Genomic DNA, 22,392 nt, shown 5'->3' on the forward strand with positions numbered 1-22,392 from the left:
TGCATTCGGTATGGGCGCTACTTGTCTAACCGATATCTTTTTGGAAACCGGTATCCACTTTTCGGGATTATGGCCTCATGCGGCGTGCCGGTCCCGACCAGCGTGACGAGTATCCGTGGCAGTGGTTGTCGAAGGCTTCGCTGGCGCATCCGCTGGTGTGTCCAGAACTGCAACGTGGTGCCGATACACCATCTCCCAGCCCTTCCAGCCGGTGAACAGCAGTATGCAGACCACTATGAACGACAAGAGCACACCCCATGGGCGGACCGCGGCTTCGGCGCCTTGCGCATAGCGAAGGTAGAAATTGATCAGTGCCACAACGACCGCGGTCAAGTTGCCTAGCATGTGGTACCAGGCGTCGGACAAGGCGCGAATGCGCGGCTCGTTGAGGAAGTCGATAAATCCGGCTGTCGCAGCGAGAAGGGCCATTACTATGGCTGCCCCGATCAGCCACATCGATGCCCGTGCCCAGAAGGCATCGGCAGTCCCCCAGAAAACCAGGTCGGTGACAAACGCACCGACAAGAAACGCGACAGGAAAAGGTATCAGCATCGGGTGGAGGGGGTGAGTTCCTACTTTGGCGGTACTAACTGGATTCGTGGGCATGGAACGCCTCCGCGTAGCAAAGCTTAAATAAACGCTCAGATACGGGTTTCGTTCCAAATAGAGACCGACCTGAACTGCTGTCGCGAAGCTCCGGCTGACTCTTTCACGCCACCTGCTATGGCCGTCGGCGTATTTCATCCAGCTATTTTTGCGTCACTCGGCGGCAGCACCCGCCACGCCCTTGCGTGTGGCTTCCAGCATCCGCCGCCGCGCCCTGAACACGCCCCATTGCTGGTCGACCAGCACGCCGATGAGGATCACCCCGCCCATGACGGCGAAGTTGAGCGAGGACGGGATGCCGAGCAGGTTGACGAGGTTCTGCAGCTCCTGCAGCAGCACGGTGCCGAGCAGGACGCCGATCAGCGAGCCTTCGCCGCCACGCAGCGAGAAGCCGCCGAGCACCGCGGCCGCGATGGCATAGAGCTCGTAGAACTGACCGTGGCTCGCCGGCGAGATCGAGCGTGTGTACATGGCGAAATAGATAGCTGACAGCGCCGTCAGCACGCCGCAGATAACATAGGCGGCCATGACGATGCGGCCGGTGCGGATGCCGGAATATTTCGCCGCTTCCTCGTTCTTGCCGATGGCATAGAGATAGCGCCCGAACACCGACCGGTGCAGCACCACCCACATGACGACGGCGATGACGATCAGCGCGATGAAGCTGTTCGGCACGCCCCAGGACCGCCCCGCCGTCAGGAACTCGAGTTCCGGGAAGTTCTGTCCGAAGGCAAAGCCGGCGGTGCCGTCGGCGGTGTAGAAGCGCGCCACGCCGCGATAGATCAACAGGCCGCACAAAGTCACCACGAAAGGCTGCAATTTGAGCCGGGTGATCAGCCAGCCATGCGCCAGCCCGATGATGCCGCCGAGCACCAGGATCAGCGGCAGGGCGACCGGCCAGGCCATGCCGCGCGTGGCGATGAAGTCGATGAACAGCACGCCGAGCAGCGCAACCACCGAGCCGACCGACAATTCGATGCCACCGGTGATGATGACGAAGGCTTGGCCAATCGACAGGATGCCGAACAACCCGATCAGGTTCGAGGTGTTGGCGAGATTGATCGGCAGCAGGAAGCGTGGGTTGATGATTGCCACCACCGCGCCGACCACCAGGATCAGGATCAGCAGGCCGAGATCTTTCTTGCTCATCGTCTTCTCCCAATGCCTGCGAACTACTTCGGCTGCTTGCCGACCGCCAGCAGCAGCACGTTTTCCTGGCTGAACCGGTCCTTGTCGAGAATGCCGGAGATCTGGCCTTCATGCATGACGGCAATGCGGTCGGAAACGCCGATCACCTCCTCCATGTCGCTGGAGATCATCAGCACGGCGACGCCGGCATCGGCCAACGCCCGCATCAGCCCGTAGATCTCGGCCTTGGCGCCGATGTCGATGCCGCGGGTCGGCTCGTCGAGGATCATCACCTTCGGCTTCATCGCCAGCCATTTGGCCAGCACGACCTTTTGCTGGTTGCCGCCCGACAGCGTGCCGGTGCGCGTCTGGACGGAGGGCGCCCTGATGCCGAGATTGGTCTTCTGCTTCTCGGCGGTGGCGGATTCCGCGCCGGCCGAGACCAGCGAGCGCCGCGAATGCGCCGGCAGATTGGGCAGCGAGATGTTCTGGGCGATCGAAAGGTCGAGCAGGATGCCGGTCAGCTTGCGATCCTCGGGGACGAGGAAAATACCGTTGGCCACTGCGTCCGCGGCCGAACCAAGAACCAGATCTTTTCCGTCAAGCTGGAACGAGCCGCCAAAGCTCTTGTCGATGCCGAACAGGACGCGCGCCAGCTCCGTCCGGCCGGAGCCGACGAGTCCGGCGAGGCCGAGGATCTCGCCATGCCTGACATCGAGGTCGACGGGCCGGTCGGGATAGGCAGCGGTGCGAATGGCCTTGACCGACAGCGCGACAGAGCCCGGGGGGCGCGCCGATTCCGCGGCCTTCTCGCGCTCCTTCAGCATGCGGCCGATCATCAGCTTGACCATCTGGTCGTGATTGATGGCGCTCTTCGGCAAGGTTCCGGCGAGCATGCCGTCCCTGAGCACGACGACGCGGTCGGCGACGCGCTCGACCTCGTGCAGGCGGTGCGAGATGAAAATGACGCTGATGCCGTCTGCCTTCAGCGCCTTGATGACACCGAGCAGCTTGTCGGTTTCGGCGATCGGCAGGCTCGAGGTCGGTTCGTCTAGGATAACCAGCCTTGCCTCGATCGACAGCGCCTTGGCGATCTCGACCATTTGCTGCTGCGCCAGCGACAGCGCCGACACCGGCGTATCGGCCGAGAAATTGGCGCCCACGCGTTTGAGCAGCGGCGCCGCCAGCGCTCGCAGCCTGGCGCGGTCGACCAGCCTGAACGGGCCGGCGCGCAGCGGTTCGCGGCCGAAGAAGATATTGGCGGCGACGTCGAGGTTCTCGAACAGGTTGAGTTCCTGGTGGACGAAGGCGATGCCCGAACCGATGCTGGCCTCGACGGTCAGACTGTCATGGGCGACGCCATCGACGGTGATGGTGCCGGTGTCCGGCCGGGTCACGCCGCCGAGGATCTTCATCAGCGTGGATTTGCCGGCGCCGTTTTCGCCGACCAGGCCGATGACCTCGCCGGGCCTTACGTCCATCGAGAATCCGTCCAGCGCGACGACGCCGGGATAGGTCTTGCGCACACCGTCGAGGCTCAGGAACGGAGCGTCCGTGGATGCAACGATGGATGGATCGGAATAATTCATCACGCCTGACAGCAGCCGGTGAGCCGTTTTGGCCTCAGACTGACGGGCCTTGCGAGGCGCGTCAATAGAATCGCCGGCTCAGGGCGAACCCTTGAGCCGGCGCAACCTATTCGCTCAGTTTCCCGACATCGCCTTGAGGTTGGCGGCGTAGGCGTCGACATCGTCCTTGCCGATGATCTTGGTCGGCACGATGATCAGGCCATCGGCGGGAACGCCCGACTTGTCGCCCTCGAGATAGGCGGCCATCAGCTTCATGCCCTGATAGGCCCATTCGAAAGGCTGCTGTACGACGGTAGCGGCGACGGTGCCTTCCTTGACGCCGCCCAGCGTGATCGGATCGTCGTCGAAGCCGACGACGGTGATCTGGCCGAGCTTGCCGGCATCGCGCAGCGCTTCATAGATGCGCGGCGTGTTGTAGGAGTAGAAGCCGACCATGCAGGTGACGTCGGGGCTGGCGACCAGCGCGTCCTCGACGTTCTTCTTGGCGCGGGCCTGGTCGATGTCGTCGCCACGCACGTCGACCAATTCGATCTTGGTGCCGGCGAGGCCGTCCTTCATGCCCTGGATGCGTTCCTTGGCATTGTCGGCGCCGAGCAGGCCAACGAAGCCGAGGCACTTGCCGCCGTCGGGCATTGCTTTCTTGGCGATCTCTGCCGCCTGCTTGCCGGCATCGACATTGGAAGAGCCGATATAGGCGACACGCTTAGTCTGCGGTGCGTCGCTGTCGGTGGTGAACAACGCCGTTTCCGAGGCGATCTTGTTCAGCCCGTCGGTCGACGTCTTGGGATCGACGGCCGAGACCATGATCGCCTTAACACCGGCCGTCACCAGATCGTCCATAAGGCGCTGCTGGATGGCGACCGAGGACTGCTCCGGATATTTGAGTTCGAGATTGTAATTGGGCAATTCGCCTTGAGCCTTCTTGACGCCGGCTTCGGCAGCCTTCCAGAAATCGGAAGCGCCGTTGACGACGAAGGCCAGTGTCGGCTTGTCGTCGGCCCGCGCAATTGCGCTGGCGGAAAGGCCGAGCAGCAGGGCCGCAGCGGCGACGGACGCATTTCGTATCACAGATTTCATATTCAACCTCCCATTTTGACTCAGTAATTTTCGCTGATGATGAACGTGCCGGCGCGGCTTGGACGCCCTCCTCCTCAAGGGTTTCCGGCAGCGAAGAACGACGCCATTCCAGCCGCTATCGTCGACTTTAGAGACTCATTCGCCGTTCGTAAATAGTCCGATTTGTCTGACATTTCCCGGAGCGGCAGGCAAGCTTCGACTGACGGGAACCGTCCGATACCAGGCTGACTTGCGTTCCGAACATGCGCGGTCCGACGTCGTCCGGGCATGATGGATTGACGTTATAGGGATGCCAGATATTAGTAAAGAGTATTAGTTTGGGTCGGGATTCTCGCCACAAACGAGAGAGGCCTCCCCAGTCGCAACCGTTTTGGATCGGGGACTAAATCGCCTAAGAAGGTCGATTATATCTATTAGTATCGCTTCGCCCTATAAATGCGAGATTCGAGGGACCAATGACATGAACGAACCACTGCGTGATCCGGTCCTTGAGGGTACCAGGCGGCGCAAGCTGTCCGGGAAAAACCCCAAGGGCCGCGTTACCATGATCGACATCGCCAGGGCCGCGGGCTGTTCGCAGGCGACGGTTTCGTTCGTGCTCAACAACACGCCGGGCATCAGGCTGTCGCAGCAAACCCGCGAGCGGGTGATCGAGACGGCGCGAACGCTGGGCTATTCGCCGCCCGTGTTTTCTGCCTTGCGAGCCCCGGTTGCCGCATTCGACGGGCTGGATGGCGTGATCGGCTTCGCCGTCGACCAGTTGGCGACCAGCCCGGAGGCGGTCGTCGCCATTGAAGGGGCGCGGCAAGCCTCGTGGAACGCCGGCAATGTGCTTTTGGTGGCGCAGACCATGGGCGACGAGGTGATGGAGCCCCGCGCCATCGCGGCACTGACCAAGCGGGGCATTTCGGCGCTGATCTACATGACCATTTTCACCCGCGAGATCGTCGCGCCGGACTATCTCTACGGCCTCGACATTCCGGTCATCCTGCTCAACTGCTACACCGCCGACTATGCCTTCCCCGCCGTGGTGCCGAGCGAGATCGCCGGCGGCCAGAGCTCCACCCGCCACTTGATCGGCCATGGCCACCGGCGCATCGCCACCATCACCGGCGAGCCCTGGATGCAAGCGGCGCAGGACAGGCTGAAGGGCTACCGCCGGGCGCTGGCGACGGCCGACATTCCGTTCGACCCGGCGCTGGTCGTCGAAGGCGACTGGTCGGCGAGCGCCGGCTATGCCGCGACCGTCAAGCTCTTGGCGCTGAAGGACCGGCCGACCGCCATCTTCTGCCAGAACGACCGCACCGCGATCGGCTGCTACGAGGCGCTAAAGGAGGCCGGGCTGCACATCCCCCGGGATATTTCGGTGATCGGTTATGACGACGAGGAGATCGCGCGGCATCTGTTCCCGCCGCTGACGACGTCGATCCTGCCGCATATGGCGATGGGACAATGGGCGATCGAGCAGCTCGAAGTCCCCGCTGCTCCCGGTCGTGGCCGCTATCCCATCACCAAGCTCGAATGCCCGCTGGTGGAGCGGGAGTCGGTTGGCGCTCTGGCGGGCTGAGGCGAGAGCGCCGGCGACCGACAATGGCACAGGCTTGACATCGGGCCCGGCATATACCCGATTGATTTCATGAGATTGCAAAGCTGCTACAATTTTCAGGACTTCCGCCGGCTGGCAAAACAGCGCCTGCCAGGTCCGATCTTCAATTATATCGATGGCGGCGCGGACGACGAGACGACGCTGCGGCGCAACACGGCGGCGTTCGAGGACTGCGATCTCGTCCCCAACGTCCTTGCCGGCGTCGGACAGGTCGACATGTCGGTCACCGTCATGGGCCAGAAGCTGGCGATGCCGGTCTATTGTTCGCCGACGGCTCTCCAGCGACTGTTTCACCATAGCGGCGAGCGCGCCGTCGCCGCGGCGGCGGAGAAGTTCGGCACGATGTTCGGCGTCTCGTCGCTCGGCACGGTCAGCCTGGAGGAAGTCCGCAAGCACAGGACGCCGCAGGTCTATCAGTTCTATTTCCACAGGGATCGCGGCCTGAACCGCGCCCTGATGGAGCGCGCCAAGGCGTCCGGCGTCGAGGTGATGATGCTGACTGTCGACAGCGTCACCGGCGGAAACCGCGAGCGTGACCTGCGGACCGGCTTTTCCATCCCCTTTCGGCTTACGCTCAGCGGCATGATGCAGTTCACGATCAAGCTGAGATGGGCTATCGACTATTTGACGCACGAAAAGTTCAGCCTGCCGCAGTTGGACGGCCATATCGATCTCGGCGGCGGAGCGCTTTCCATCAGCCGCTATTTCACCGAGATCCTCGACCCGTCGCTGGACTGGAAGGACGTCGAAGACATGGTCCGCTTCTGGAACGGCCAGTTTTGCCTGAAGGGGATCATGAGCGTCGCCGATGCCAGAAAGGCGGTCGACATCGGCTGCACCGGTATCGTTCTGTCAAATCATGGCGGCAGACAGCTGGACGGCTCGCGCAGCCCCTTCGACCAGCTGGCGGAGATCGTCGACGCGGTGGGCGACAAGATAGACGTGATCATCGACAGCGGCGTCCAGCGCGGCACGCATGTGCTGAAGGCCCTGTCGTTGGGCGCCAAGGCCGTCGGCCTCGGGCGCTACTATCTCTTCCCGCTGGCCGCCGCCGGACAGGCCGGCGTCGAACGGGCGCTCGGCCTGATGCGAACCGAGATCGAACGCGACATGCGGCTGATGGGATGCCGGTCGGTGGCAGAGCTTTCCAGGGGGAATGTGCGGTTTAGGTGATAGAGCCGGGAAGTGGCGCACGGCATAAGCTTTTCGAAGTGCGAAGCTATACCGACCTGCCGCTGCTCCTGCCGTCCGTCTCGAAGACAGCCTCGCCGGAAACAGCATCCGTATATCCGCCCTCAAGCTGCTGCAACGCATGCCGGAACCGATCAAGATTGCCCAGCATTTTGGGCCGGGCATCGACCATGTGCTGAAAAGTGTCCCACTCTCCAATCGAGAAGAAGGCGCCATCTCCCGATTTGATGAGAGCCATTTTTCGCAATCCCTCGAAATTGCGCGGAGCGCTGCTGAACAGTTCGACGAATTCGTCTTCACTACCCGGCTTGACCCGGAAGCGGACGCTGTTGAATGCCGTCATGTACGTTCCCCCGTGAAAGAACTGAAAACCTCGAGTATGCGAGGCCCTAACGCACCTCGAACCCTTCGAACAGGTGTACAGGAAAATCGGAAGGTTGGCTTCAGTCACCTCTGGCCGAAAGCCCCGTTTCTGGCGCTATTTTGCAAGGAAGAGGACGACGCTCGATCGCAATCGGTACGCCCTTCCAACCGGCAATGAAACGCGCTGTTAACGCCGTTCGCGGGGTGACAGGATGTTGGCCGCAGTTCGAAGGTATAATCTGCGTCTCGCTGTCAGTTGCGGAGGCGAAAATGAATTTGGTTCGGATTGCGCTCTTGTGCACGGCCATGATCGACCTTGGAATGCCGGCCGTTCGCGCTGAGGATCGGCCTGTGCCGCAGAACAATAAAGCCGCAACAACGCAGCCGCCCGTTCATTGTGAAGGCCAAAATTGTCTCCCGCCGGCGAAAGATCCCGTGCAGGAATGCACTGGCCAGGATTGCACGCCAGGCCCGCCGACTGAACCGGGCCCGGAGATTAAGCAGGCCGACTGAGCAGCATTAGCTGACGATCCCCGTTTTGGCATGGATGGCGCTCAGCCCTCGCGACTTTCCGGCCACCGGTGGTAGATTCTGTTACCTATGTTCCCGGGTTGGACAAATGAGTTTAATGGCGCGCCCGAAGAGATTCGAACTCCTGACCCCCAGATTCGTAGTCTGGTGCTCTATCCAGCTGAGCTACGGGCGCGCAACAGGCCATGCTTTGCATAGCCCCGCGATCCGATCCTGGCGACCGGCCGCGAATGTGAGCTGTTCCCTAGCGACTGAATTTGCGAAAAGCAAGCCGATCCTGGCCAAAAGTTTTGCCGTCATGTTTTGCCGTCATGCGCCGGCCGGCGAAGGCAAGATCGCGTCACGCGGCGGCCGAGCCGATAGGTCGTCAGTCATTTGCCAATCGGAACGGCCCGTAACGAAACACGCCGTTGCACGGCGGCCGAGCCGATGGCTCGTAGTCTCGGACCAACCATTTGCGAATTGAAACGGTCCGTAACGAAACGGTTCGTTACGCCGGGCGGCGCAGACCGTTGCGGGCTTGGTCGAGCCGGACCGGCTGGTCGGGAATGGTGACGGCGAATGTGGTGCGGCCGCCGATCGATTCGACCAGCTCCACCGTGCCGCCATGGGCGCGGATCAATTCATGGGCGATCGCCAGGCCAAGGCCGGTGCCGCCGCTGCGGGCCGAGCCGCGAAATGCCGCGAACAGGTTTTCTCGCGCCTTTGGCGGCAGGCCGGGGCCGGTGTCGGTGACGACGATGCGGCTGACGCTGCCGATGCGCTCGGCCGATATGGTCAAGCGGCGCACCACGGCGCTCTCGGTGTCGGCCGCCATCGCCTGCACGGCGTTGCGGCTAAGATTGGTGAGCACGCGGAACAGCTGGTCGGAATCGGCGTCGACCTCGAGCACCGGATCGACGGCGTTGACGAATTCGATGCCGCATTCGATGTCGAGCAGGCCCTGGACGTCCTCGACCAGCTGGCGCAGCCGCAGCCTGCGGCGCGACGGCGGCGGCTCCTGGGTGCGGCCATAGGCCAGCACGCCCTCCGAGTAGGACACCGCACGGTCGAGCGCGCGCAGCAGTTTTGGTGCGAAGGCCTGCACGGTCGGGTCCTTGACCTGGCGCAGGCGGTCCGACATCAGCTGCGCCGAGGCGAGGATGTTGCGCATGTCGTGGTTGATCTTCGAAACCGCGAGGCCGAGATCGGCCAGGTGCTTCTGCTCGGTCAGCATCTTCTGCAGCCGCTCCTGCATCTGCGACAGCTCGCGTTCGGCGACGCCGATCTCGTCGGCCCGGGCGGCGGGGTGAATGATGCGGCCGGGATCGTCGGGCGCCTCGGAAAAGGACAGCATCGAGCGTGTCATCGTCCTGATCGGGCCGATCATGATCAGGTCTATCGCGGCGTAGACCAGCATGGCGGTGAACAGCGAGATCAGCAGCGAGACGAAGGCGACGTTGCGCGAATAGATCAGCATGGCATTGCGCAGGCGGTGGTCGGGCATGATCAGCTCGAATTCCTTGTCGCTGTCGCCGACCGGCCCGAAAACGCGCAGCATCCGCTTGCCGCCGAAAAACAGCGTGTCCAGCGCGCCGGTCATACCCTTGATCATGCCGACATTGGCGATATCGATATGCTCGTCGACCTGCGGCGGCATTTCGGCCACGACCAGAAGCCGCGAGACGCCGCCGTCGCGCACGGCGATCGCCTTGGCGCCGATCGCCATCAGTACGTCGTTCTGGGCGGCACGCGACAGCGAGGCAGGTTCGCCCTGCACCAGGACGATGGAAACCGCGGCGGCGGTGCTCAGCCTCTCCTTCAGCCAACTCAGCCTGTAGCTGGCGATCCAGGGCACGAAGATGAGGATTTCGGCCAAGAGCACGAAGACGATGGTGAGCAGCAGCAACTTGGTCGACAGGCCGCGCGCCAGCGGCACCCTGCGGGTGGCCGCCTTCGCCTGGGCGATGCTTTCGTCGGTTGCTGGGACTTCACTCATGCTCGTCGTCACGGCTGCCTGTCATCACGGCTGCTTGTCTTAGGGACTGCTCGTCTTCACGATCGCTTGATCGGGTGAGATTAGGCGATTGCGGCTTTTTTGCCAAATTCATCCTTGGTCGAAGCCGGACAAAGGGCCGCAAGACTTCGATGCCGGTCCGACAATGCCGGCCCGACACGCTGGATTGACTTCCAAAACCCTTCTTTCTATAAGCCCGCTCACGCTCGGGCCATTCGTCCCGGCGCGGTTTCGATCGCGCCAAAACCGGCCCGGCAAAGCTCCTGTTACAAAGTGACAGAATCAAGAAGGGCCGCACCCCGCGGTATTTAAACAAATGAAGCGTACTTACCAGCCGTCCAAACTCGTCCGCAAACGCAGGCACGGTTTCCGCGCCCGCATGGCCACCAAAGGTGGCCGCGGCGTCGTCGCAGCCCGCCGCAACCGCGGCCGCAAGCGTCTCAGCGCCTGAGCACCAAGCGAGAGACAAGATCGTTGCCCGCAACCGGCAAGCCAACGGGTGCCCATCCCAAGCGGCTTCTGAAGCGCGCGGAATTCCTGGCTGTCCGCCGCGGCGAAAAGCGCCGCGGGCGGCTTTTCCTCGTCGAGGTCCTGGGCCGCGGCGACAGCGAGGCGCCGCGCGTCGGCTACACCGTCACCAGGAAGGTCGGCAACGCCGTCGTTCGCAACCGCATCCGGCGGCGGCTCAGAGAGGCCGTGCGCACACATGCCGCGGATGACATGGCGCCAGGCAATGATTATGTCATTGTCGGGCGCGAAGACGTGCTTACCACTCCGTTCGGCCAGTTGAAGGCCGAACTCTCCCGCAGATTGCGTGGAACACGATAGGCCAAGGGCTTCGATGGAAAACAACCGCAACTTCTTCATCACCATCGCACTGTCGGTGCTGATCCTGGCGCTTTGGCAATATTTGTATGTGATGCCGCGCAGCGAGATGCAGCGCGAAGCCGCCCGCATCGAAGAGCAGCGCGTGGCGGAGCAGAAGAAGGCCGCCCAAGGCACCAGCCCGGGCGCCAGCGAAACACCGGTGCAGCCGGGCACCATTCCGAACGCGCCTGGCGGCAACGCGGTGACGCCGGCCGGCCGGGAGCAGGCGATTGCCTCGACCAGCCGCGTCAAGATCGACACGCCGAGCCTCGAAGGCTCGATCAACCTCACCGGCGCGCGTCTCGATGATCTCAAGCTCAAGCACTACACGGAGACGGTCGACAAAAACTCACCCAAGATCGCGCTGCTCAATCCTGAGTCGCTGCCGAACGGATATTTCGCCGAGATCGGCTTTGTTGGCGAAGACAAGGCGGGAACGCTGCCGGGACCCAAGACCGTTTGGAACGTCGACGGCAATCCGACGCTAACGCCGGCTACACCAGTGACGCTCACCTTCACCAACGACAAGGGCCTGACTTTCAAACGCACATTCTCGGTCGACAACGACTACATGTTCACCGTTTCCGACACCGTGCAGAATTCCGGTAGCAGCCCTGTCTCGCTGTTCAATTACGGCCGCATCACCCGCTTCGACAAGCCGGCGGTCGCCAGCATCTATGTGTTGCACGAAGGCCTGATCGGCGTCACCGGCAGCGAAGGCCTGCAGGAACACAAATACGCCGATCTCGAGAAAAACAAGCAGTACACACCGAGCAAGTCCAAGGACGGTTGGCTGGGCATCACCGACAAATACTGGGCGGCGACGCTGGTGCCGACAGAGGCGCAGGAGTTTCAGCCAAACTTCGCTTATTACGAGGACGGCCGTCATCGCTATCAAGCCGACTTCCGCACGGACGCGATTGCGCTGCAGCCCGGCGAATCCAAGACCATTGAATCGGAGATCTTTGCCGGCGCAAAGGAAGTCAACAAGATCAATGCTTACGAGAAAGATCGCAAGATAAGGCTTTTCGAAAAGCTGATCGATTGGGGCTGGTTCTGGTTCATAACTCAGCCGATGTTCTCGCTGATCGACACGCTTTACAAATTCTTCGGCAATTTCGGTCTGGCGATCCTCGCCACCACCGTCATTGTCAAGGCGCTGTTCTTCCCGCTCGCCAACAAGTCCTATGCGTCGATGGCGAACATGAAGAAGGTGCAGCCCAAGATGCTCGAGATCCGCGAGAAATACGCGGACGACAAGATGAAGCAGCAGCAGGCGATGATGGAGCTCTACAAGACCGAGAAGATCAATCCGCTCGCCGGCTGCTGGCCGGTGGCATTGCAGATCCCGGTGTTCTTTTCGCTCTACAAGGTGCTCTACATCACCATCGAGATGCGGCACGCGCCGTTCTTCGGCTGGATCCAGGATCTGGCGGCGCCGGACCCGACGTCGATTTTCAACCTGTTCGGGCTGATCCCCGTTACCTTGCCGCACATGCTGATGATCGGCGTCTGGCCGCTGATCATGGGCGTGACGATGTTCCTGCAGATGCGCATGAACCCGACGCCGCCGGACCCGACGCAGGCGGCGATCTTCACCTGGATGCCCGTGATCTTCACCTTCATGATGGCGGGTTTTCCGGCCGGCCTCGTCATCTACTGGGCCTGGAACAACACGCTGTCGATCCTGCAGCAGGGCGTGATCATGAAGCGGCAGGGCGCCAAGATCGAATTGTGGGACAATCTGGTCGCGCTGTTCCGCAAGAAACCGTCGCCGGCGGAATAGCCGGCGCTCCGATAGTGCGAAACCAGAAAGCCCCGGTTCGTCCGGGGCTTTTTGCACAGGCTGCCGGTCTGGATTAAGCGATTGGTACTGCCGGACGGATCGCGCTATTTTGACCTGGCTGGCAGTTGCTCGACGGAGCTCGATATGACCGGACCCAATCCATCGATCAAGCATCCGATCCCGTTGCACACACGCGTCGGCTTTCTGAAACCGCTGGTGACGGCGCCGAATATCGAGATCGGCGACTTCACCTATTATGACGACCCTGACGGACCCGACAAATTCGCCGAAAAATGCGTGCTGCATCATTATCCGTTCATCGGCGACAGGCTAGTCATCGGCAAGTTCTGCGCCATTGCCGAGGGTGCGCGCTTTATCATGAACGGCGCCAATCACGCCATGTCCGGCTTTTCGACCTATCCGTTCAACATCTTTGGTCACGGCTGGGAGGAAGGTTTCGACCCGGCGACATGGTCGAAGGAGGTGCGTGGCGACACAATCGTCGGCAACGACGTCTGGATCGGCATGGAAGCGGTGATGCTGCCGGGCGTGAAAATCGGCGACGGCGCTATCGTCGCGGCAAAGTCGGTGGTGACGCACGATGTGCCAGCCTATGCAATTGTCGCCGGTAATCCGGCCAAAGTGGTGAAGATGCGCTTCGATGACAGGACCATCCGGCGGCTGCTGGCGCTAGCGTGGTGGCACTGGCCGGTGGAAAAGATCAGCCGCAATCTCGATGCCATTCGTGGCAGCAACATTTTTCTTCTGGAGGCAGCGGTTTGAACGCGTTGAACAAGACCACGATCGGTATCGAATTGTTCACGCGAGCCTGGATCTTCATCCGCGGCGTGCCGGCGATGAAATTCCTGCCGCCGGAGGGACCGCCCGAGATCGCCTTTGCCGGCCGCTCCAATGTCGGCAAATCGTCGCTGATCAACGCGCTGGTCAACCAAAAGGGGCTGGCGCGCACCTCCAACACGCCGGGCCGCACGCAAGAGCTCAACTATTTCGTGCCTGGCGGATTTTCGGGAGAAGGCGCCGATCTGCCGCCGATGGCGCTGGTCGACATGCCAGGCTATGGCTACGCCACGGCACCGAAGGAAAAGGTCGACGAGTGGACGAAGCTCGTGTTCGACTATCTCAAGGGCCGGGTGACGCTGAAGCGCGTCTACGTGCTGGTCGATGCCCGCCATGGCATCAAGGCCAAGGACGACGAGGTGCTGTCGCTGCTCGACAAGGCGGCGGTGTCGTATCAGATCGTGCTGACCAAGACCGACAAGATCAAAGCGGCGGGGGTACCGCGGCTGATCGAGGAAACGCTCCAGAAGATCAAGAAACGCCCGGCGGCATTTCCCTTCGTGCTCGCCACGTCGTCGGAAAAGAGCGAGGGCCTCGAGGAATTGCGTGCGGCGATCGTGCTCGCCGCCAATGGCGGATAGGCCACCGACCCTGGCAGCCTGTCAGGCGGGGCTGGAGGCCCGTTCCTGCTCTGCCAGCTGTTCGGTGCCGTAGGCCTTCAGGAACACGTCGACGCCCGACCTGACGATGTGTTCGATCTCGGCCGCACTTGGCGCCTTGGTGCGATAGGCGAATATGCACTGGCGGAAAAGACCGGCCAGACACAGCTCGGTGAACTGATAGGCGGCAAGTTCGACGTCGTCGATCTTCAGCAGGCCGCGTTCGATAGCCATGTTGAGGAAAACGACGACCCTGTCATGGCCACGCTTCGGGCCGCGTTCGTAGAACCGGGCACCAAGCTCCGGAATGCGTTCCGACGCGCCGATCACCGTCCGCTGCGCCAGGATGACCCTCGCCGAAGTGATCTTCATGGACAGCACGACGCCGAACTTCACCAGCGTCTGGCGAAGGTCGCCAATCTGGTCGAGCACTTCATACATGTTCTTGAAAATCGTGCCGCGCTCTTCCTCGATCAGCGCTTCGAACAGCTCTTCCTTATTGGCGAAGTAGACATAGATGGTGCCCTTGGACACGCCGGCCTCGCGCGTAATGTCGTTCATCGACGCGGCTTCGAAGCCCTTGTCGATGAAGACACGGCGCGCACCCTCGATGATCTGGCTGCGCTTGACCGGGTCTTGCCCCGCGGCCGGGCGGCCGCGCGGCAGACTGTCCAGCAGATCGCACTGGTCCTTGCCGGCGCTGGGCAATGGGCCTGAATCAGGCAAAGGAGCGGCCTTGGGGGCTTCGGCCATAATGTCACACCTCGTAAAATAATTCGAACCATCCGGTTCGATTGCTCTTGATATGGGCCTCTTTAAGCGCTAAGTCAACGTCGAGATCGAACCGAACGGTTCAGTCTGACGAAATTCAGCGCCAGTTAATTTAGAGAGATATCATGTCCTCGAACGCGCCCACCAGTGCCGAAGTCCGCCCGTTCCCCAGTGCCAAGGTCCAGCCTGCGATCGAAGCGCCGGAAGCCCCTCTCAAGCCCGCCGACGTCACCCCGCTGGCTCCCGCCAAGAAGAAGCGCTCGATGCGCTCGATGTTGCTGCCCATCATCGGCCTGGCCCTGCTGGGCGCCGGCGCCTGGTATGGCTATGATTACTGGACCGACGGGCGCTTCATGATCACGACCGACGACGCCTATGTCCAGGCCGACACGGCGTTCATCTCGCCAAAAATCTCGGGTTATGTCGATCAGGTCAAAGTGACCGAGAACCAGCAGGTGAAGGCCGGCGACCCGCTGCTGATTGTCGATGACGGCGACTACAAGATAGCCGTTGCCCAGGCCGAGGCGCAGATCGCCACGTTGAGCAAGACGCTCGACCGCATCGATGCCCAGACCGAGGCGGCGCGCGCCTCGCTCAAGCAGGCGCAGGCGCAGAAGACCGCCGACCAGGCCGCGGCCGATAATGCGAAGCGAGCTCAGGTTCGTGCCGCCCAGTTGCTCAAGACCCGCGTCGGTACTCAGGCCCAGTTGGACGATGCCCAGACGGCGGTCGAGCAAGCCAATGCCGCACTAGCCGGCGCCGACGCGCAGATCGCGGCGGCTCAGGCGAATATCGGCGTGCTCCAGGCGCAGCGGGCGGAATCGGCAAGCACGCTGGCCTCGCTGCAGCTTGCCCACGACAAGGCGGTGCGGGATCTGTCCTTCACCGTGCTGCGCGCACCCTATGACGGCGTGGTCGGCAACCGCTCGGTCGAGCAGGGCGACCTGATCAGCCCCGGACAGAAGCTCGCCGTCATCGTGCCAATGGACAAGCTCTACATCGTCGCCAACTTCAAGGAGACCCAGCTTGCCCGGCTGGTGCCTGGTGAAAAGGTCAGAGTGTCGGTCGACGCGATCGACGGTCAGGACATCGAGGGTATCGTGTCGTCGCTGGCCCCGGCTTCGGGAGCAGTGTTCTCGCTGCTGCCGCCGGAGAACGCCACAGGCAATTTCACCAAGGTGGTGCAGCGTGTTCCGGTTCGCATCGACGTGCCCGCGGATGTGCTGAAGACGGGCAAGCTGCGCGCCGGCCTGAGCGTCGTCGTCGCCGTCGACAGCCGCACGGCGCCTGCGGCATCGAAGTAAAGCGGAACCGGGAGCAAAGGTCATGGCGACCGCAACCCTAACTGCAGGATCGGCGCCGACGCCAGCCATGCCGGCGCCGGTTGACCACATCTCGACACGCCGCGTCATCGCCTTCCTGGCAATGGTGTTCGGCATGTTCATGGCCATCCTGGACATCCAGATCGTCTCGGCCTCGCTGGCCGAGATCCAGGCGGGGCTGAGCGCCAGTTCGGACGAGATTCCGTGGGTGCAGACGGCGTATCTGATTGCCGAGGTGGTGATGATCCCGCTGTCGGGCTTCCTCAGCCGGATGCTGTCGACGCGGGTGCTGTTCACAATCTCGGCGGCAGGTTTCACCGCGGCCAGCGCGCTGGCGGCGACCGCAACCAATATCGACCAGATGATCGTCTACCGCGCCGTGCAGGGCTTCATCGGCGGCGGCATGATCCCGAGCGTCTTTGCAGCCGCCTTCACCATCTTCCCGCCGTCGCGTCGCGCCATCGTCTCGCCGATGATCGGCCTGGTAGCGACGCTGGCGCCAACCATCGGCCCGACCGTCGGCGGCTATATCAGCCATGCCATGTCCTGGCACTGGCTGTTCCTGGTCAACGTCGTGCCCGGCATTCTGGTGACGACGGCCGCCTGGTCGCTGATCGACTTCGACAAACCCAATCTCAAGCTGTTCAGCAAGTTCGACTGGTGGGGGCTTGCCGGCATGGCCGCCTTCCTGGGCTGCATGGAATATGTGCTGGAGGAAGGTCCCAACAACGACTGGCTGCAGGATCAGGCGGTGTTCATCTGCGCCGTCATCATGACCTTCGGCGCGGTGCTGTTCTTCTGGCGCGTGTTCACCGCCGAGGAGCCGATTGTCGATCTGAGGGCTTTCAGCAATATCAATTTTGCCTTCGGCTCGCTGTTCTCCTTCGTCGTCGGCATCGGCCTCTACGGTCTGACCTATCTTTATCCGGTGTTCCTGGGGCGGATCCGCGGCTACGATTCGATGATGATCGGCGAGGCGCTGTTCGTCAGCGGCCTAGCCATGTTCTTCACTGCGCCGATCTCCGGCATCCTGTCGAACAAGATGGACCCGCGCATCATGATGATGATCGGCTTCTTCGGCTTCGCCACGGGGACCTGGTGGATGACGCATCTCACCGCCGACTGGGATTTCTATGAACTGCTGATCCCGCAGATCCTGCGCGGCTGCTCGATGATGCTTTGCATGGTGCCGATCAACAACATTGCGCTCGGAACCTTGCCGCCGGAGCGGCTGAAGAATGCGTCTGGCCTGTTCAACCTGACCCGCAATCTCGGCGGCGCCGTCGGCCTGGCAGTCATCAACACCGTGCTGATCGACCGCAATGCCTTCCACTACGCCAGGCTCTCCGAGCACGTGCAATGGGGAAGTGCCGCTGCACAGCAGAAGCTGCAGAACATGACGCTCAACTTCGAGCAGACCGCCGGGCTCGACGCCTCCAAGGCGGCCATCTCCAAACTGTCAGGCATGGTCCAGCAGCAGGCGTCGCTGCTGTCGTTCATGGACGTATTCTTCATGCTGACGGTTTTGTTCGCGACGCTTGGGCTCTTCACCCTGGTGATCCGCAAGCCAGCCGCTCAGGGCGGCGGTGGCGTAGGCCATTGAGGCGCGCTGGATCCCCCGCCTGGCGCCCTCGCGCATGACCCCGAAAAGCGATTTTCGGGGTCATGCGCAAAATCAACCATTACGAAGTCCTCTCGCGCTCCGACAAAGTCAGGGTCGCAGCCGTCCTCACGCCGTCGCCGGCTTGAAGGTCAAGGCAACGCCATTGATGCAGTGTCGCAACCCGGTCGGCGGCGGACCGTCGTCGAATACGTGGCCGAGATGGCCGCCGCAGCGGCGACAATGGACCTCCGTGCGGGTCATGCCCAAAGACCTGTCCACGGTCTTGCCGACGGACTTCGGGATTTCCTGCCAGAAGCTCGGCCAGCCTGTGCCGGAATCGAACTTGGTCTCTGACGAATAGACCGGCAGGCCGCAGCCGGCGCAAGCGAAGATGCCTTTGCGGTGCTCGTTGAGCAGCGGACTGGTGCCCGGGTATTCCGTGCCCTCCTTGCGCAGCACATTGAAGGCCGCGTCGGACAGGATGGCGCGCCACTCGGCTTCGGTCTTGGTAACCTCGAAAGTCTCAGCCGCGCGTGCATCCTGGGCTCCGCCCATGCGCAGCGCGGTGGCGCCTGCGACAACGCCAATGGCTGCCGCACCATTCAAAAGAAGCTCGCGACGGTTCATGGCCATTCCTCCTGTCATTGCTTGTGCCAAATTCGACCGCCACACGGAAATCAAAAGCCGGTGACGATCGCTGTCCTCAAAGCGGGACTCCGCGCCTATCCACATCTTGCGTGAACGGCGCGGAGTGTGCGCAGGGAGGCCCTTAGCGATATCTTCGCCGGCAGCGTGCGTTTGTTACATCTTCGGCAGGAGAACCTTGTCGACGACGTGGATGACGCCGTTGGACTGCTCGACATCGGCGATCGTCACATTGGCGACGTTGCCGTTCTCGTCGGTCACGGTGACCTTGCCGCCGTCGGCCTTGAGCGACAGTTCGCAACCACCGACCGTCTTGACCCTGTGGGTGCCGCCGTCGTTCTTGACCATCTTGGCGACGTCGGCGGCCATCGCTTTGGCGCCGATGACATGGCAAGTCAGGATCTTGACGAGCTTGTCCTTGTTTTCAGGCCTGAGCAGCGTCTCCACCGTGCCGGCTGGAAGTGCCGCAAAGGCCTCGTTGGTCGGCGCGAACACAGTGAAGGGGCCAGCGCTTTGCAGCGTATCGACCAGGCCGCCTGCCTTGACGGCAGCGACCAGCGTCGTGTGGTCCTTCGAGTTGACAGCATTTTCGACGATGTTTTTCTGGGCATACATGGCGGCGCCGCCGACCATCGGATTTTGAGCATAGGCAATGGTGGCGAGCGCGGAAATGGCGACCGTGCCGGCAAGCAAAAGGGTGGCGAATTTACGCATGATTTCAATCTCCTCTGGTTATCGTTCCCCTCATTTGGGAACGCAAGGAGATACGCGATAGAAATGCTGGAGTTTCGCCCTCTCCGCAAAAAAATATTTGTCGCTGCAATTTGCCCGGCGCGGATCGACAGCCGCTAACAAGCTTTGCAGGCGTTTAAATCGCGGGAGATAGATTTCAGGTCTGCTTCCGGAGATGAGAAGCGGTCAGATGCTCTTCAGATCGCCCGCTGCGACCACCGGTCCAGTCGGCTGGCCGGTCGGTGAACCGCCGGCAGGCTCAACGCTGACCGCAAGCACGGCGCCTTGCGCCAATTTCTCCTGGACGGCGGGCGGGATGGGCAAATGCGCGGTCGCACCGGCCGGGATGACGCCCATCGACACCGGCGCCTTCTTGCCTTCGATCATCCACAGCTCGAAGTCCTTGCCGGCGGCCCGCTCGCCGGAAACGTGGGAAAGACCGACCTCGTGACGGGCGGCATCGTAGACGACGAGATATTTGACGTCGCTGCCTTCGGCCGCCAGCGAGGCGACAAGCCGCGCCTGCGGCGGTTCGGTGGACGGGCGGAAGTAAGGCACGGCGATGTAGATCGCCAGCGCCGCAATGGCGGCGGCGGCAAGACCGCGCCAGAAGCCAAGGCTCGACCACAGGCCGGCGCGCGGCTCTGCAGCGAACAGCCGGCGGTCCAATGCTTCCTTGACCCTGATCGGAGGCTCTGTCTCCGGATAGGCGGCGGCCATCGGCGAAAGATGCGCCTCCCACGCATCGATAAGGCGCGCGAAGGCGGCGTCCGCATCGATGCGGCGCGACGCGATCTCGCGTTCATCGGCGGCCAGAACGCCAAGAACGTATTCGGCGGCGAACAGGTCGTCGCCCCCACGTTCCGGTCCATTGTCGTCAGCCAGCGTCATCTTTCCAGGCATTCTCTCAGTTTCAACAGGCTGCGCCGCAGCCAGGTCCGCATCGTGTTCAGCGGTACGCCATAGCGCTCCGCCAGTTCGGCATAGCTTTTGCCATCCAGATAGGCGCCCCGGACGGCCGCCGCCCGGTCCTTCTCCAATTCCTTGAGACAATGGTAGATGCGTTCGGACTCACCGCCCGCCACGGCCATGGCCTCCGGCCCCGGCGCCGGATCGGCCACGTCGAGCGCGGCATCGATATAGGCGGCAGGCTCTCGCCGCGCCCTGATCCGATCGATCGCATGATTGCGCGCAATGGCCACCAGCCAGGAGATCGGGCTCAGATCCGAAACGGCGAAACGGTCCGCCTTCGTCCATATCTTGACGAAGACCTCTTGAAGCGCCTCTTCTGCATCTCCCCGATCCTTCAATACACGAAGGCAGACGCCGAAAAGTTTCGCGCTGGTCTGCCGGTAGAGCAGATCGAACGCAGCCCGGTCCTTCATCGAAGTCCGGACAATCAGGTTGCTGATGTCCTGCGGCGTCATCCGCCGCCAAATTAGGCAATTGCAATGTATTTGCAACGACTGAAATGGTCTTGCGCACCGGCAGCGCCAGCGTCGATTGCCAATGAAATCGCAGCCCGCTAGCTTGCAATGAGCGGGAGGGCGACCATGTCGATCGAGCGGGTTCTGTGGGAGCATGACGCAACCGGCCAGGCCGCACTCGTGCACAAGGGAGAGATCACACCGCAAGATCTCGTCGATGCGGCGATCGCCCGGGCCGAGGCCACCCTGCCGGAGATCAACGCAATCGCCGAACCGCTTTTTGAGGCGGCGCGGGCGCGAGCGAAAACCGTTGACCGCAAGCTGCCGCTTGCCGGAGTGCCCTTTGCGCTGAAGGATCTTGGCATCGCTATGAAGGGCGTGCCGACGCATGGCGGCAGCCGCATCCCGGCCTTCACCCCCGATTTCAGCTCGGTGATGACGGAACGCTATCTGGCCGCCGGCCTGATCCCGATCGCCACCAGCACCGCACCCGAACACGGGCTGAGGCTGGTGACGGAGTCGGTGGCTTACGGCGTCACCCGCAATCCATGGAATACCGCGCACACGACCGGCGGTTCCTCGGGCGGTGCGGCGGCGCTGGTCGCGGCCGGCGTCGTGCCGGTGGCACATGCCTCGGATGGCGGCGGCTCGATCAGGGTGCCTGCCGCTTGTACCGGGCTGGTCGGGCTGAAAACCTCGCGCGGCCGCGTACCCTTGACGCCGCTCGTCACCGAAAGCTGGTATGGCTTCGTCGTCGACCATGCGTTGGCCCGCTCGGTGCGCGATACGGCCCTGCTGCTCGACCTGACCCACGGGCCCGACCCGCTGTCGCCCTACGCGGCACCGTTGCCGAACGGCAGTTTCGCTGCGGCCGCCGGGCGCGATCCGGGCAAGCTCAAGCTCGCCTTCTATCGAAAATCGCCGCTCGGCTTGCCGATATCGGAAGAGACGTTGAAAGCTCTGGATGCGGCGATTGCGCTGGCGCGCGAAGGCGGGCACAGCGTCGAGGAGATCGACCTGCCCTATATCGATCGCGATTTCATCGCCGATTTCGCCAGAACCGTCGCCGCGGCGGTGGCCGGCACGATGCGCGGCGAAACGTTGCGCGTCGGCCGCTCCATTTCAGGCGACATCGAACGCGCCACGCGCGTGATGAGCCGGTTCGGTGAAATTCTCTCGGCCGGCGAAATCTATGCCGGCCTGCAGCGGCTGCACGCAACCTCGCGCCGGCTTATCACCGAAACCGCGCACTATGATGCGGTGCTGATGCCTGTCATCGCGCACCCGCCGCTCGCCTGCGGCACCATGGACCCGAAAGGCGCCGACGAATTCATCGAGAATGTCCTGGACAGACTGCGCCTCGCCGGTCTGCTGAAGTTCAAGCCGCTATTCGGCCAGCTGATGGACAAGAGCCTGTGGTTCACCCACTGGCCGGCGATCCAGAACGTCAGCGGGCAACCGTCGATCACGCTTCCGGTTTACGTCACCGATGCCGGCCTGCCGCTCGGCGTCCAGGCCGCCGGCCGCCCCGGCGACGAGGAAACGCTTTTGTCGTTCGCCGCGCAGATGGAAAGGATCTCGGGCTGGCTGGGCCGACGGGCGCCGCTGCTGCGGCCGGCATAGGCGGTGATTTGATCGATCGTGACAGCAAAGCCGTTTGCCCCCTCGTCCAATTCCCGCTAAGACGCCGCCGTT

General features: G+C 62.5%; 21 protein-coding genes and 1 tRNA gene. 10 read left to right on the forward strand and 12 right to left on the reverse strand.

Annotation, left to right across the window (positions count from 1 at the left end; all coding sequences use genetic code 11):
• Positions 1-75: 75 nt before the first annotated feature.
• The 4 genes from NKI24_RS06385 to NKI24_RS06400 form a co-directional block, all read right to left on the reverse strand.
• Positions 76-606, reverse strand: coding sequence for a DUF2231 domain-containing protein (locus NKI24_RS06385; RefSeq protein ID WP_352453004.1), 531 nt, complete (start codon positions 604-606; stop codon positions 76-78).
• 153 nt (positions 607-759) lie between these two features.
• A complete protein-coding gene (locus NKI24_RS06390; protein WP_023677502.1) occupies positions 760-1,755 on the reverse strand; it encodes an ABC transporter permease in 996 nt (331 codons plus the stop codon).
• Between the two features lie 23 nt (positions 1,756-1,778).
• Positions 1,779-3,323, reverse strand: a complete 1,545-nt coding sequence (locus tag NKI24_RS06395; protein ID WP_352453018.1) for a sugar ABC transporter ATP-binding protein — start codon at positions 3,321-3,323, stop codon at positions 1,779-1,781.
• A gap of 114 nt (positions 3,324-3,437) precedes the next feature.
• A complete protein-coding gene (locus NKI24_RS06400) occupies positions 3,438-4,400 on the reverse strand; it encodes a sugar-binding protein (RefSeq protein WP_352455994.1) in 963 nt (320 codons plus the stop codon).
• A gap of 544 nt (positions 4,401-4,944) precedes the next feature.
• Here NKI24_RS06400 and NKI24_RS06405 point away from each other — a divergent pair.
• Both NKI24_RS06405 and NKI24_RS06410 read left to right on the forward strand, forming a co-directional pair.
• Entirely contained in the window at positions 4,945-5,967 is a 1,023-nt protein-coding gene (locus tag NKI24_RS06405; protein WP_352744011.1) for a LacI family DNA-binding transcriptional regulator, read from the forward strand.
• 69 nt (positions 5,968-6,036) lie between these two features.
• Positions 6,037-7,179, forward strand: coding sequence for an alpha-hydroxy acid oxidase (locus NKI24_RS06410; protein ID WP_352743968.1), 1,143 nt, complete (start codon positions 6,037-6,039; stop codon positions 7,177-7,179).
• 46 nt (positions 7,180-7,225) lie between these two features.
• Here NKI24_RS06410 and NKI24_RS06415 read toward each other — a convergent pair whose 3' ends face one another.
• The 3 genes from NKI24_RS06415 to NKI24_RS06425 form a co-directional block, all read right to left on the reverse strand.
• On the reverse strand, positions 7,226-7,540 hold the full coding sequence (locus NKI24_RS06415; protein ID WP_352453000.1) for an antibiotic biosynthesis monooxygenase family protein: 315 nt from the start codon (positions 7,538-7,540) through the stop codon (positions 7,226-7,228).
• A 649-nt stretch (positions 7,541-8,189) separates the two neighbouring features.
• Positions 8,190-8,266 (reverse strand) — tRNA-Arg (locus NKI24_RS06420).
• 315 nt (positions 8,267-8,581) lie between these two features.
• Positions 8,582-10,069 carry an ATP-binding protein gene (locus tag NKI24_RS06425; protein ID WP_023677495.1) on the reverse strand — a complete coding sequence of 496 codons (1,488 nt, stop codon included), beginning with the start codon at positions 10,067-10,069 and terminating at the stop codon, positions 8,582-8,584.
• A 334-nt stretch (positions 10,070-10,403) separates the two neighbouring features.
• Between NKI24_RS06425 and rpmH the strand changes: the two genes are divergently transcribed.
• The 5 genes from rpmH (at position 10,404) to yihA (ending at position 14,179) form a co-directional block, all read left to right on the forward strand.
• Complete coding sequence (gene rpmH, locus NKI24_RS06430; protein ID WP_008833937.1) at positions 10,404-10,538, forward strand: 50S ribosomal protein L34; 135 nt, start codon at positions 10,404-10,406, stop codon at positions 10,536-10,538.
• Positions 10,539-10,561: 23 nt separating this feature from the next.
• Complete coding sequence (rnpA, locus tag NKI24_RS06435) at positions 10,562-10,915, forward strand: ribonuclease P protein component (protein ID WP_352539960.1); 354 nt, start codon at positions 10,562-10,564, stop codon at positions 10,913-10,915.
• A 13-nt stretch (positions 10,916-10,928) separates the two neighbouring features.
• Complete coding sequence (yidC, locus tag NKI24_RS06440; protein ID WP_352743970.1) at positions 10,929-12,740, forward strand: membrane protein insertase YidC; 1,812 nt, start codon at positions 10,929-10,931, stop codon at positions 12,738-12,740.
• Positions 12,741-12,884: 144 nt separating this feature from the next.
• The gene (locus NKI24_RS06445) at positions 12,885-13,523 is read left to right on the forward strand and encodes a CatB-related O-acetyltransferase (RefSeq protein WP_352452996.1); all 639 of its coding nucleotides are present in this window, start codon (positions 12,885-12,887) and stop codon (positions 13,521-13,523) included.
• The gene (gene yihA / locus NKI24_RS06450) at positions 13,520-14,179 is read left to right on the forward strand and encodes a ribosome biogenesis GTP-binding protein YihA/YsxC (RefSeq protein WP_352743973.1); all 660 of its coding nucleotides are present in this window, start codon (positions 13,520-13,522) and stop codon (positions 14,177-14,179) included. Before NKI24_RS06445 ends, yihA begins: the two co-directional genes overlap by 4 nt.
• Positions 14,180-14,200: 21 nt before the next feature.
• Here yihA and NKI24_RS06455 read toward each other — a convergent pair whose 3' ends face one another.
• Entirely contained in the window at positions 14,201-14,950 is a 750-nt protein-coding gene (locus NKI24_RS06455) for a TetR/AcrR family transcriptional regulator (protein WP_352452995.1), read from the reverse strand.
• A 143-nt stretch (positions 14,951-15,093) separates the two neighbouring features.
• Here NKI24_RS06455 and NKI24_RS06460 point away from each other — a divergent pair, with 143 nt between their 5' ends.
• Both NKI24_RS06460 and NKI24_RS06465 read left to right on the forward strand, forming a co-directional pair.
• Positions 15,094-16,272, forward strand: coding sequence for an HlyD family secretion protein (locus NKI24_RS06460; protein ID WP_352743975.1), 1,179 nt, complete (start codon positions 15,094-15,096; stop codon positions 16,270-16,272).
• 67 nt (positions 16,273-16,339) lie between these two features.
• Positions 16,340-17,893, forward strand: a complete 1,554-nt coding sequence (locus tag NKI24_RS06465) for a DHA2 family efflux MFS transporter permease subunit (protein ID WP_352682680.1) — start codon at positions 16,340-16,342, stop codon at positions 17,891-17,893.
• A 126-nt stretch (positions 17,894-18,019) separates the two neighbouring features.
• Here the strand turns inward: NKI24_RS06465 and msrB are convergent, their stop codons facing one another.
• The 4 genes from msrB to NKI24_RS06485 all read right to left on the reverse strand — a co-directional run bounded on the left by msrB (position 18,020) and on the right by NKI24_RS06485 (position 20,697).
• On the reverse strand, positions 18,020-18,520 hold the full coding sequence (msrB, locus tag NKI24_RS06470; protein WP_352743977.1) for a peptide-methionine (R)-S-oxide reductase MsrB: 501 nt from the start codon (positions 18,518-18,520) through the stop codon (positions 18,020-18,022).
• Between the two features lie 174 nt (positions 18,521-18,694).
• Positions 18,695-19,252, reverse strand: coding sequence for a fasciclin domain-containing protein (locus NKI24_RS06475; protein WP_352743979.1), 558 nt, complete (start codon positions 19,250-19,252; stop codon positions 18,695-18,697).
• Between the two features lie 204 nt (positions 19,253-19,456).
• Positions 19,457-20,161, reverse strand: coding sequence for an anti-sigma factor (locus NKI24_RS06480; RefSeq protein WP_352682418.1), 705 nt, complete (start codon positions 20,159-20,161; stop codon positions 19,457-19,459).
• Entirely contained in the window at positions 20,158-20,697 is a 540-nt protein-coding gene (locus tag NKI24_RS06485) for a sigma-70 family RNA polymerase sigma factor (protein WP_023677484.1), read from the reverse strand. Before NKI24_RS06485 ends, NKI24_RS06480 begins: the two co-directional genes overlap by 4 nt.
• Before the next feature lie 126 nt (positions 20,698-20,823).
• Between NKI24_RS06485 and NKI24_RS06490 the strand changes: the two genes are divergently transcribed.
• Positions 20,824-22,320 carry an amidase gene (locus NKI24_RS06490; protein ID WP_352743980.1) on the forward strand — a complete coding sequence of 499 codons (1,497 nt, stop codon included), beginning with the start codon at positions 20,824-20,826 and terminating at the stop codon, positions 22,318-22,320.
• Positions 22,321-22,392 lie beyond the last annotated feature (72 nt).

Origin of the sequence: Mesorhizobium sp. M0701 (assembly GCF_040320365.1) — a bacterium.
Taxonomy (GTDB): Bacteria; Pseudomonadota; Alphaproteobacteria; order Rhizobiales; family Rhizobiaceae; genus Mesorhizobium.